Source organism: Dryocola clanedunensis subsp. sulfonylureivorans, from assembly GCF_016756775.1.
GTDB classification, from domain to species: domain Bacteria; phylum Pseudomonadota; class Gammaproteobacteria; order Enterobacterales; family Enterobacteriaceae; genus Dryocola; species Dryocola clanedunensis.
Window position 1 is genome coordinate 17,742 of sequence record NZ_JAERMU010000036.1, and the last position, 12,249, is coordinate 29,990.

General features: G+C 48.9%; 8 protein-coding genes and 1 pseudogene. 6 read left to right on the forward strand and 3 right to left on the reverse strand.

Annotation, left to right across the window (positions count from 1 at the left end; all coding sequences use genetic code 11):
• Positions 1–48: 48 nt before the first annotated feature.
• The 3 genes from HYQ67_RS22065 to HYQ67_RS22075 form a co-directional block, all read right to left on the reverse strand.
• A complete protein-coding gene (locus tag HYQ67_RS22065) occupies positions 49–1,365 on the reverse strand; it encodes a c-type cytochrome (protein ID WP_237391394.1) in 1,317 nt (438 codons plus the stop codon).
• A gap of 373 nt (positions 1,366–1,738) precedes the next feature.
• Positions 1,739–2,053 (reverse strand): DUF6678 family protein, encoded by a 315-nt coding sequence (locus HYQ67_RS22070; protein WP_202307876.1) that lies wholly within the window; start codon positions 2,051–2,053, stop codon positions 1,739–1,741.
• A gap of 87 nt (positions 2,054–2,140) precedes the next feature.
• A complete protein-coding gene (locus HYQ67_RS22075) occupies positions 2,141–3,703 on the reverse strand; it encodes a methyl-accepting chemotaxis protein (RefSeq protein ID WP_202307878.1) in 1,563 nt (520 codons plus the stop codon).
• Between the two features lie 759 nt (positions 3,704–4,462).
• Between HYQ67_RS22075 and hflK (HYQ67_RS22080) the strand changes: the two genes are divergently transcribed.
• The 6 genes and pseudogenes from hflK (HYQ67_RS22080) to HYQ67_RS22105 form a co-directional block, all read left to right on the forward strand.
• The gene (gene hflK / locus HYQ67_RS22080; RefSeq protein WP_202307880.1) at positions 4,463–6,334 is read left to right on the forward strand and encodes a protease modulator HflK; all 1,872 of its coding nucleotides are present in this window, start codon (positions 4,463–4,465) and stop codon (positions 6,332–6,334) included.
• Between the two features lie 17 nt (positions 6,335–6,351).
• Positions 6,352–7,365: a protease modulator HflC gene (hflC, locus tag HYQ67_RS22085; RefSeq protein ID WP_237391395.1), complete on the forward strand. Its 1,014-nt coding sequence runs from the start codon at positions 6,352–6,354 to the stop codon at positions 7,363–7,365.
• On the forward strand, positions 7,362–8,441 hold the full coding sequence (gene hflK, locus HYQ67_RS22090) for a protease modulator HflK (protein ID WP_202307882.1): 1,080 nt from the start codon (positions 7,362–7,364) through the stop codon (positions 8,439–8,441). The genes hflC and hflK (HYQ67_RS22090) overlap by 4 nt, the downstream gene beginning before the upstream one ends.
• A 74-nt stretch (positions 8,442–8,515) precedes the next feature.
• On the forward strand, positions 8,516–10,369 hold the full coding sequence (locus HYQ67_RS22095; RefSeq protein ID WP_237391396.1) for a heavy metal translocating P-type ATPase: 1,854 nt from the start codon (positions 8,516–8,518) through the stop codon (positions 10,367–10,369).
• A 336-nt stretch (positions 10,370–10,705) separates the two neighbouring features.
• A complete protein-coding gene (locus HYQ67_RS22100; protein ID WP_202307886.1) occupies positions 10,706–11,599 on the forward strand; it encodes a hypothetical protein in 894 nt (297 codons plus the stop codon).
• A 212-nt stretch (positions 11,600–11,811) separates the two neighbouring features.
• Positions 11,812–12,249: pseudogene (locus HYQ67_RS22105) on the forward strand (MBL fold metallo-hydrolase); the annotation flags it as partial.

Sequence of the window (12,249 nt, forward strand, 5' to 3'; positions counted from 1 at the left end):
TGAGCAATACTGTTGCTCAATTCTCAGGACAGAGATGCGGTAACGGCTCTAATTAGCGTCTGCTTTTTTTATCGCGTCACGAATGGCTTTAACGTCCTTTGCCTTTACCGGTGGCGCGCGATTACCCCACCCATGACGAATAAAGGTGGCGACATCGGCAACTTGCTTATCATCCAGCTGGCTTGCGAAGTCAGGCATCACAATGCCGGACGAATCGCTTCCGGTGGCAGGCTGTGCGCCTCCCTTGAGGATGATGCTGATGACCGAAGAGGGGTCATCCCCCGCGATGGCAGGATTCAGCGCAAGGGCAGGGAAGATATTTTGGTAGCCCTTACCATCGTCGCCGTGGCAGCCAGAACAGTTATCAACATAGAGTTTTGCCCCAACCGCGCTGACATCTCCCTCCGCCAAAGCTTGCGCAGTTTTTGGATCGTCTTTTAAGGCCGCCTCTTCTTTTCTGGCTGGCAAAGATTTCAGATACACCGCAATCGCATTCAGGTCTTCATCGGTCAGTTGATGAGTGCTCCTGGAGATCACTTCTTTCATGATGCCAAATGCCGTGGTGCGGTCGTTTTTCCCGGTATCAAGGAAATCGACAATATCTTGCTGGGACCACTCGCCCAGGCCGGAGGCTTTGCTGCCGGTGAGGTCGGGCGCATACCAGATATCGACTTTCCCTCCGCTCAGATAGTCCGGGTCAGTCTGGTCCAGCGCTTTTTCCTGTAGGGCGACACCGCGCGGAGTGTGGCATGACCCACAATGTCCTAACCCCTGAACGAGGTAGGCTCCACGCTGCCACTGGGGATCTTTCGATTTTGGCAGGCTAACGGTGCCATCCGTAAATGCCCATTGCCACACATGAAGTGGCCAGCGGATATTCAGCGGCCACGGGATATCGCTCTCGCGATTAGGATTAACCTGTGGCTGCACGGCCTGCTGGAACCAGTCATATAAATTGTGCAGGTCGTCGTTACTGAGGCGGGAATAAGAAGGATAGGGCATCGCCGGATAAAGGGCGTGTCCGTCCTTTGCGATACCTTCCCGCACCGCGCGGGCAAAGTCTTCGTAGCTGTAGTCACCAATGCCGGTTTTTTTATCGGGGGTGATATTGGTTGAATAGATATTGCCGATCGGGCTGGCAATTTTAAGTCCACCGGCGAAAGGTTTTGCCTCATCCGCCGTGTGGCAGGCTGCGCAATCGGCGGCGAGGGCAAGATAACCCCCCTTTTCGACTGAGTCATCAGCATTGGCCATGGCCAGTGGAGAATAGAGTGAGACTACGCTTGCCAGCGCCAGTGGAATCACTGCCAGAGCTTTAACAATAATGTCACTTCGCAACATCCGTTTTTTTTCATTAAGCGACATGAAACGACCCTGTAAGTTGAATTAATTGATAGGTGCTTTCGCTTCGTCGGCGACGCGATAAGGCAGATGGCTATCATTAATTAATGTGAAATATATTGCAAATGATAATAAATATATGTCTGGTGAATGATTGCCGGATTCCACTTTGCCTTTTAGATCTTCATCGCTGCTGACCTGCATAAATGTATGGCAGAGTGACCAATTACGAATAAATAAAATATTTATTTCAGGTGATTTGAATTTACTTGCGCGGCACGGCAAGTGCCTCTGTATAAGGCGCGTTTTGTCTGAGGTGGTTGTTTCCGATTATCCCGCTTTGGTAACTGGTGAGTGTGCTACCAGAGGCCGAGTATTTAAAACTCGACGGATTTGATTAAAGATAATCCGCTTCGCTACTGGAATCTACGTAACCGAATATCCTGTAACCATACGCGGCCTCGATACCGACAACATGGATAGCGCGAAGCAGAACGCCGGTTTTCTTTTGCTGTTCAGGGGATGAGGTCACAATGTCCAGGTACTGAATAGTCTGATATCCACCAGTAATGAAATGGTAATACCAGTCACCGTCAGGCAGAGATTCATCACCATTGAGAGAGGTTGTTCTCCATACGGGAGGGGGGCTCATCTTCGCCATTGCCAGCCGAATTTCCTCCCATTTTGTCTCGTTCATACAGCTCAAAAGCATGGTATCTCCCCCTGTTAAATCGCGTTACGGTAGCGCCGGTAAAGGGCAGGGTATCTCCGCTGACTTTACCGGCATCACAACTTTAGATTAATACTCTGGGCTGAGTTTAAACGTTGAAACGGCACGTGAAAGCAGGTTCGCCTGACCTTCTACTCCCTGCGCTGTCGTTGCCACTTCCTCCACCAGGGCAGCATTTTGCTGGGTAACTTCATCCATCTGGGTGATGGCTACCCGGATTTGCTCCACGCCCCGATTTTGCTCTTCTGACGCCTGAGCGATGTTCTCCATCATGGTATTCGCTTTGCCCACCGCAGAGTTGATATCGCTGATGACCCTGCTGGTCTTATCCGCCAGTTCAGTGCCTTCCTTGATGAACTGTGTCGATTCCGTAATTAGCGCTCCGATCTCTTTGGCGGAATCCGCGCAACGCCCGGCGAGGTTGCGGACTTCACCGGCTACGACAGCAAACCCTCGGCCAGACTGGCCAGCCCGGGCCGCTTCTACGGCGGCATTCAGAGCCAGGATATTCGTCTGAAACGCGATGCCATCAATGACGCTGATGATATCAACCATTTTTTGTGCGCTTTTGCTGATGACATTCATTTTTTCCATCACCCCCAGCATTTGCACTTCCCCTTCAGAAGCGATGGTGGCGGTACTCTGGAACATTTGCGACGCCTCACGCGCATTGTCCGTGTTCAGTTTTACCGTCGAGGAAATCTGTTCCATGCTGGCCGCCGTTTCAACGACCGCGGCTGCCTGCTGTTCTGTACGACTGGAAAGATCACCATTACCGCTGGCGATTTCCTGGGTGCCAATGTTGATGGATTCAGCCCCCTGACGAATGCTGGCTACGGTTTCTCTGAGCCCCGCCTGCATCTGCTGCAGAGACTCGCACAGCAGACCAATTTCGTTGTGGTTTGGTACCTGAATAGCGCCGGTAAGGTCACCGTTACCAATTTCGTCAAAATGCCGGGCAACGGTTTCCAGAGGACGAACGAGCGTTGTGCGCAGCCAGAAGTAGGTCGTGATGAACAGCATGACGGCGATAGCGAGCATAATAATCATCACCAGCACCGCAAAATGGTAAGAGGCCTTACTGCTTTCAACAATAGCATCCAGACCATCCTGCGTGGCTGCCATATAGGAACTATATTCTTTATCCCAGACGGCACGTGCTTTTGCCGTCGCGGGATTGTTGCCGACCATTGCACTTTTTAATGTCTCCACGTCGGCAGACAGCGTTTCAATATTTTTTTTCAACTCAGCAGCCTGATTTTTGTAGGCTGCTGTCAGGCTTGCGCCAATCGCCGGGTTGGAATCAGACAGGCCGGGAATTTTTAAAAAAGCGGCGAAATGTTGATCGGCTGTATGCATCTCATCGAGAACCTTGCTTTGCGTTCCTGCAATATCAAAACTTTGACCGTAGATTTTCGCCGTTGCGGCCGCTCTAAGCAGAATACGTATGCGGGTAATGCTGTCGCGCGTTGCGTTCAATGCTTTCTGTTCATCCGCATTGTTGTGCAGCATTTTTAGGTCGTGATTATTACTTTGTAGGAAATACAACCCTAATCCACAGGCAATGGCCAGCATTAAGGTAAACACGGCAATAATACCCACCAGTCTCACGCTAATTTTCAAGTTTTTCAAACTACACTCCTTTGTTATCAGAACCGAATGTTTTTGTTCAGCGTCGGGTTATCGGCAGTTTGCGAATAAAAATTACCCCAAAGGATCACAATACATGCTGCAAACCTGAATAATTAGATCCAGGTCTCTGTATGCAAGATATTGATAGAGAGATATCTCGGAGAAAGCATAGCTTTAGGAATTATCTTGCTCTTGCTGCTGGCAAAAATAGATGCTGTAGTCAAATAAAAGTTGGTTTAAAAATAAAGGTACAAGCAATTGGCTGTCAGGATTTATTTTAGAATGAACTTTTTGTTCTGGATTCTTTTTGTTGGCCTGCTTCACGTCTATTATCAACGCGCCTTGTTACGTAATATTGTAATTAATTTTAATACGTTACTGGTTGTTGTTCAGCTATTTTAATTTGTAGATTGAGAGTTTTTGGATTGACGCGTGTATCTGTCGCGCTGCCTGCAATGGCAGAAAACAACAAATCAAAACAGCATGCCAGTGCAGCAGAAAAGAGGCAGAATTCTTTTGAACAACATCTTGCCAGCGGTGCGGTAAGCCTTAGCGCCGCGGATTGCGGATGAAGATCGCTCGACTTTTATCCCGGTGCCATAGCCAACTCATTCGCCTCTGTTGGGGCAGGGGTCAGCCCAAAGTGTGATGAAGTGATAATTTTGGACAATTTTTGAGTTGCAATGCATTTGTTATGTTATAACATCGCTCGACTCACCCTTTACAGGGATTTGAATTTGTCACTTCACTGGAATTTCTATGACGCTTAACCTCAACAGCGATAATAGTAATCAGAAAATATATCCCCGCTCACGCCTCTTGCTGTGTAGAGCTGTCGTGGTCTTATTGCTTGTTTTTGCAGCAACTATTTATTTTATGTGCCTGGTATCGGACAGACAAAGTCCATGGTCGATTTTCTTTTGGCCGATAGTGGCAGCATTGCTGCTTGCATTCGCGGTTGTTGAGAATCTGTTATGCGGTTTACCTGCCCAGGTTGAAACTTGCTCTCAGGGAAACACCGGCGGAAAAGAGCGGAAGAAATATTTCTGGACATTGCCTGCATCTGCGCCTGTCAAAAGGTGGATGACGCTCGGTTATCAGCTTACGGTTACCACCGCCAGCTCTCTGTTGGCTATTTATTTCGCGGCAAACAATTTTTCCACTGAGGTTGTGCTCACTCCAGTGGAGCGCGGCCTGTTCACCATCGTGTCGCTGTTGCTGGTGATTTGTTTTGGGTTATTAGTCAGCGAGCGGATGTTGAGTCACCGTTCCATGCGCAACTGGCCATTACAAACAGCCTGTGTTGGATTATCGCGCACATTGTTGAGTGTTGTTCTGTTAATTACCATTGCGCTTGTCATGTCGAGTTTCGCCCTGCAGTCAGCGTATTGGGTAACCTGTCTCGCCAGCAGCATTGTCCTGTGGGTGGCCGTCGAATTTCTGATCTGCGCATTTGTCACAGCCTGCACTGTTCCCGCAAGCACAGCAAAAACACCTCTATTTCTGACGAAAAGTCTGCTGGCCGAGTTGTACCACTGGCCATTTCATCCATTGCTGCTGCTGAGAAAGAAAATCCACCGTCACTTTGGTATTGATATCGGCAAGATTCAGGCTTTCAGACTGATGGGGCATCTCTTCTTTCCGGTACTTTCCTGCATCGTTTTAGTTGGTTGGGTGAGCAGCAGCCTTAATGAAGTCTCCCTTCATCAACGTGGCGTTTATGAACGTTTTGGTCGTCCGGTTGAAGTCTTGCAGCCCGGATTGCATCTGGGATTACCCTGGCCCTTTGGTCGTGTTGTCGCTGTCGATTATGGCGAAGTTCATGAACTACAGCTGAGTGAGCCACGGCCTGTCAAAGATGCCTCCGCCGCTAAAATTGTGGACAGTATCGAAGGTCCTGCTCCTCAGGAAAGCTGGCGGCTATGGGATAATAGCCATTCCACCGACCAGGCTCAGATGATTGCCAGTGCCATGAGTGGAAAACAGAGCTTTCAAATTGTGAATATGGATATTCGCCTTATCTGGCGCGTGGGTATGAAGGATAACGATGCGGTAAAAAGTATTTATAAAACAGATGACTTATCGGCAACCATTCAACGTATTGCAAGACAGGTATTAACGCAATATTTTGCCCATCAGCAACTTGATGCTTTATTAAATGAGCAGCGTGCCACCATGGCAAAGACGCTCAATCAGGAGATACAAAGGCGCCTGAGCAAGTTAGATATCGGAGTAGAGCTACTTTATACGCGGGTTGAATCTATCCATCCTCCTGCTGGCGCGGCGAATGCCTATCATGGCGTTCAGGCAGCACAAATCACAGCGAATACCCAAATAGCCCGCGAGCGAGGGTATGCCGCAACCAGCAGCAATGATGCGCAGCGGAAAGCCGCGACCACCATCAATCTGGCCCTGGCGACTGCTCATGAATTGCAATCGCAATCTAAAAAATCCCTGACGCGCTACAGTGCTGAACATGACGCCTGGAAAATCAATCCTGAGGCTTATCTGCAAGAGCGCCGTTATCAAACTTACAGCAAAGCGCTGTCCACTACCTCGCTACTCATTCTCGATAATCAACTCACCGGGCATAACGAACCCGTGCTCGATTTAAGACAATTTTCCCGATAGCGCTGAAAGATATAGGCATGCACAAAATGAAGATCCGATCCATTTCCGATCCTGCTACTGCTGGCAAAGTGGGTGTGGCTTCCACATTGCTTCAGGAGAGAACATCCCGGTCAGCAAAGCGATGGCTACGTTACAGTATCGCTGCTTTACTGATATTGCTGGCATTATTAACAGCCTGTCTTGTCCAGGTTCAGGCTGGCAAGGCAACTATTATTACCCGCTTTGGGAGCCCTGTGCGTGTACTGCTCACGCCTGGCCTTGCATGGCGGTTGCCTGCGCCATTTGAAACGCCACTGGATGTGGATTTGCGTAGTCGCTCAACGTCAAGTGGTTTGCAGGATGTGGGGACCCGTGATGGTCTGCGCGTGATCGTCCAGGCCTGGGCTATCTGGAAAGTGAGTCCGGAACAGCAAAATGTCCTGCGATTTATCAGGGCAGTACAAAATCAGCCGGATGAAGCCGCTCGACAAATTCGTACTTTTATCAGTTCATCGCTGGAAACCACCACCAGTAATTATGCTCTTTCGGATATTGTTAATACCGATAGCAAGCAGGTGAAAATTTCTCAGCTAGAACAACAAATCAGAGCACAATTACAGACTCAGCTACTTAATAGCTACGGTATTGAACTCATTGACGTTGGGATTGAACGTCTGACCTTACCGGCTGTGACCCTGAATGCGACCGTTGAGCGTATGCGCGCTGAACGTGAAACTATCGCAACCGAACGCACTGCAGAAGGTAACCGGCTGGCAGCAGAAATCCGCTCCAAAGCGGACCGTGATGCTCGTATTACTGAGGCTGATGCTTCTGTTGAAGCTGCCTCTATCACCGCAAGAGCACAACAGGACTCTGCGGCAGTTTATGCTAAAGCATATTCGCTCGATCCCCAGCTTTACAATCTGCTGCGTTCACTTGATACGCTTAATGACGTCGTCAATAAAAGCACGCGTATTGTATTGAGTACCGATGCTGCGCCATTTAAAGCGCTGGTACAAAAACCTGATAATGCGCAAAAGGCAGCACCATGAAAAAAGCATCTTTACCTATGACCCCCTGGGGACAATCATACAGGATTGCCTTTTTTAGCCTCTATGGCGCCACGCTGCTGGCAGCTATGGCATGGCTGTTTTCCAGCTTTCACCAAATCACACCCGATAGTCAGGCGGTCATCTTTCGCTTCGGAAAACCCGTTGGTGTTGAACACTCAGGCGTTCTCTTTGCCTGGCCAAAACCTGTTGATCGAGTGGAAGTCATTCCAGGACCCGCCCGTATCCTGCAACATGATGTGCTTCCTTTACAGCGAAGCGAGCAGCTAAAGGGCCTTTCACCAGCGCAATATTATACAGATGCAGGAGCTGGGGCTGGTTATCTGCTTACCGGGGACTCCGGCGTCGTGCAACTCAATATGCAGATTTTCTATCGTATAAAAGATCCTCTGCGTTACGTTTTGCAGCGTCCGCATATCGATGCATTGATAGACCGTCTTTCTCAACGCGCGGCTACACGGGTATGCGCTGGACGTGACCTGGACACCATTCTTGTTGCCAGACCAGAAACATTACGCAATGACAGCCACGCAGCTCAGGAGCGCTCCCGACTGCGTACTGACCTGAAGCAGATGATTGCGCTTGATTTACAAAAACTGTCTGGTAGCGATAATGACCCGGGGATCGCCATTGAACGTGTCGATATTGCCTCCTCCCTTCCTGATAATGCCGTTGCGGCATTTAATGCCGTACTCACCGCAAGCCAGCAAGCAGAGCAGAATATTGCGCAAGCCAAAAATGACGCCACGCTTCGTCAGCAAAAAGCACAGCAGCAGGCGGATCGCCTTATTCAGCAGGCTGAGGCTAACAGCAGTGAAATGCACGCAAGGGCTGAAATCGCCACCCAAACCATCATTAAGCTTGCCCAGGCCCGTGCCGATGGCAGTAACCCCGGAATGTTGCAGCGAATTTGGCGGGAAAAAATCTCGTCGGTCCTTTCCCGAGCCGGGCAGGTTATTACCATCAACCCTGGAAATAACAGCAAGGTCATTTTGTCAGGTCCTGATGCCCAGGCATCACAATCATCTTCTACACAGTTATTTGGGGGTATTCCATGAGTCAACAGTGCTGTCACGGACATATGCATCCTAACTTTAGTCAGGCCTTGCTTACGCCCGAAGAAAGACGCCGTATGGCGGTGCAACTGACGCTCGCGATGACCACCATAGGTTTAATTCTGCTGAGTCTGTTGTGGCGCTATCTTGCCCCACAGCAAGCGGCTATCAGCGATTTGCTCGCTGGCGTGGCCTGGCTTATTGTCGCGGTGCCAGTTTTCAGGGCCGGATTGCATAGCCTGCGCCATCCGGATTTGCATGGTGTCACTGATTTGCTGATTGTCTTAGCCATGCTGGGAGCCTGGGCCTTAGGAGATTTGATTACTGCGGCGTTGCTGCCAGTTCTGATGATTTTTGGCCACATGCTTGAAGAAAGAAGCGTGATGGGAACGAGACAGGCTATTGCAGGCCTAACGAAACTTACCCGGAGCAAGGCCCGACGTTTGTGTGATGATGGCACACTGAAAACGGTTGATAGTCGTGTTATCAAGAAGGGCGATATTGTTGAGATCCGCGCCGGAGATAACGTTCCCGCAGACGGAAAAGTTATTAGCGGCTACGCAAGTATTGATGTGGCTTCTATTACCGGAGAGTCAGTACCGCAAGAAGCAAGCCCTGGCAGTCTGATTTTTGGGGGAGCTATTAACCTGAATGGTGTGCTCCGCATGGTCGTGACTCAGACGGGCGAACACTCTACCCTGGGGAAAGTTATCGCTCTGATGAAAGATGCGGAACAGGCGAAGCCACCCATTACACGTCTTCTTGAGCGCTATGCCTCTCATTATTTGATTCTGGTGTTATTGATCTCGGCCAGTACCTGGTTCATCACCTACGACAGCCAGGCCATGCTGGCAGTCCTGGTAGCCGCCTGTCCTTGTGCTTTAGTTCTCTCCGCGCCAGCAACGGCTATGGCCGGTATTGCAGTGGCTGCACGACATGGCATTTTGATTCGTAATGCTGCCTTTTTAGAAGAGTTGGCCGATGTTGATGCGTTGATTATTGATAAAACTGGCACGTTGACTCAAGGGCGTCTGCGTCTGGTGGATACCCGCCTCACCGAGGGGAGTGATTATCACAGCGTGTTGCAGCTCGCAGCGGCTCTGGGCGCGACAAGTAGCCACCCCGTTAGCCATGCGCTTGCCGAATATGCACAACCAGGCAGCACATGGGTTGTAAAAAATACACAGGAAAAGCAGGGTTTTGGGCTGGTTGCAGAGACTTGTGGTGGTCCTGCGCTAATGGGGCGTGCGGATCTTTTTGCAGAATATTCAATTGCCACTTCTGAGCAACCTGATCATAACGGTCCGTTAGTTGGGATTGCACATAACGGTACATTTTTGGGCTGGCTTTTGCTGGCGGATACTCTGCGCCCGGAAGCGCTGGAAACGCTTCAGGGGTTAAGAGATCTCGGCATTGAAAAAAGACTCTTGTTAACGGGGGATCACCTCAAAGCCGCTAACACCGTAGCCCAGACCCTGGGGATCCTGGATGTGGTGGCGCATGCGCTGCCGGCAACAAAATTGCAAGAAGTACAAAAAGCCGTGAGCGAGGGGTGGCGGCCGTTGGTGGTGGGTGATGGCATCAATGATGCACTGGCGCTTAAAGCCGGGGCGGTAGGTATAGCGATGGGGGCTAACGGGGCTGATATAACACTGGTTTCAGCTGATGTGGTTCTGACAGGGAGCGACTTACGCCGTCTTCCATGTGCAATCAGACTGAGTCGAAAATGCCGTAGTACGCTGATGGTCAATGTATTTATCGGTCTGGGCTGGACCATTTTGATTGTTGTCGCCGCAGCGCTTGGATGGTTAGGTGGAGCCGGGGCGCTTGTCGCAGCGTTGCTGCACAATTTAAGTACACTGATGGTATTAGGCAATACTGGACGCTTGCTACAGTTTGATGAAACCGGAAATAAGTCTGACGTGGTTTGAATTATCGTGATCTTTCTTTGTTATTCAATATATAAGGTTCAGCAGATATAAATTCTAGCCAATTATTCTGATGTTTGACACAGATTGCCAATAAAAAATAGAACTGGTCAGTTATTATTTAGGCAATTATTCAGAGTCGACCTGCTGACCGTTTATAATATTGCCGTATACGTTGACTTGGGTTTTAGTTAGCAGGCATATGATTAATTTTGCCGGTACTTATATAACTGGTTTACCTGACAGCAATATTGCTGCCTGGGATTACATATTTATGTCATTGTTGCCTGTTTACCGTTACTGGCAATAAGACTAACCAGTAGACAGTCAGGAGGTAGGATGAACTATCGAAACAAAGCAAGATTTGTGACACTGTTTCTTCTCGCCGGAGGAGGGGTAAATAGTCTTTACGCTGAAGACGAACAGCCACTGGACGCAGCGCAAATGGAGAAAATAGCGAAAATGACCGCTAATCCCGTCGGAGCGGCATGGATGTTTTGGGGGCAATATGACAATACGCAGATTCGTGGCGATAAATTAAAAAAAGCCCAGACGGTCTCTAAGTACACATTCCAGCCCGTGATGTCCTTTCCTGTTCGGGCCGGAGGAGCAGATTTAAATTTTGTAGTGAGACCCGTACTGCAATATTACAATGCTCCAAATTTAGGCAACCTATCCTATGATGGCAACAGGTTCACCCCTCAGGGCCGCATGAGTGGTATGGGCGATAGCGCATTACTCACTTTACTAGGCCCTAATCGTGATGATGGGTTTGTTTGGGGAGTGGGGGCGACGCAGATTTTTGATACGGCTGAAAATGATTTGTTAGGTCAGGGGCACTACCAGGCTGGCCCTGCAGTGTTACTGGCAAAACTTGCGCCCAAAGCAGGGGGGACGAATGTTGGGGTGCTGGCACAACATTGGTGGTCAGTGGATAAAAATGATCGTGCAGATACCAGTCAGTCAAATATTCAGTATTTTATAAATTACAGGATGAGCACCACAGAGCTGGTTGGCATGAGTCCAAATATCACTGTTAACTGGAAAAATGATCGCGGCGACAAACTAACCTTTCCTGTGGGTTTAGGTTATTCTAATGTAATAAAAATGGGCGCGCTCCCGGTGCGTTTTGCAGCTGAATTACAATACTCTGTGATTTCCCCAGACGATATTGGTTCGCGGTGGAACTTACGTTTTATGTTCATTCCAGTAATACCGAGTCCTTTCCTTTAAAAATAAATGTTTTTCAACATTCCTGTTTTTCATAAAGCTAAGTAAGCTAGCTTCTTGTTTTACATCAAGCAATTGCTTCTATGACAACTGAAAACGACTTAAGTTGATTTTTGGTCTACATGGGCAACAGTTGGTGTCAATGTAATACATATTATTGAAATGATTCCTGCAGTTATTTTTAGCCATAGAAGTTTTATATGTGAGGGATATTTATGAAACTTAAACTGATAGTCCAGAGTCTTGCGATAGCAGGGCTGCTTTCAACCACCCCATTAACGCCATTATATGCCCAGGCGCTTCCAAAAGAAGCAACAGCTTCGACAAAGCAGACTAACGATGCTCTTTACAGCCAGCTTCCTTTCTCCGATAAGACTGATTTCGCCAATGCGCATAAAGGCTTTATTGCCGCGTTGCCGACAGAAGTCATCAAAGGTGAACAGGGCAATGTCATCTGGGACCCGCAAAAATACACGTTCATAAAAGAGGACGTAAAGTCTCCGGATACCGTCAACCCAAGCCTGTGGCGTCAGGCTCAGCTTATCAATATCAGTGGATTATTTGAGGTTACCGACGGGGTCTACCAGATCCGTAACCTTGATTTATCTAACATGACAATCATTGAGGGCAAAGAGGGTGTCACCGTGGTCGAC

Bases quoted from the DNA above. Each gene is read 5' to 3' on its own strand.
- HYQ67_RS22065 (WP_237391394.1), bottom strand. From the start codon at position 1,365: ATGTCGCTTAATGAAAAAAAACGGATGTTGCGAAGTGACATTATTGTT.
- HYQ67_RS22070 (WP_202307876.1), bottom strand. From the start codon at position 2,053: ATGCTTTTGAGCTGTATGAACGAGACAAAATGGGAGGAAATTCGGCTG.
- hflK (WP_202307880.1), top strand. From the start codon at position 4,463: ATGACGCTTAACCTCAACAGCGATAATAGTAATCAGAAAATATATCCC.
- hflC (WP_237391395.1), top strand. From the start codon at position 6,352: ATGCACAAAATGAAGATCCGATCCATTTCCGATCCTGCTACTGCTGGC.
- hflK (WP_202307882.1), top strand. From the start codon at position 7,362: ATGAAAAAAGCATCTTTACCTATGACCCCCTGGGGACAATCATACAGG.
- HYQ67_RS22095 (WP_237391396.1), top strand. From the start codon at position 8,516: ATGGCGGTGCAACTGACGCTCGCGATGACCACCATAGGTTTAATTCTG.
- HYQ67_RS22100 (WP_202307886.1), top strand. From the start codon at position 10,706: ATGAACTATCGAAACAAAGCAAGATTTGTGACACTGTTTCTTCTCGCC.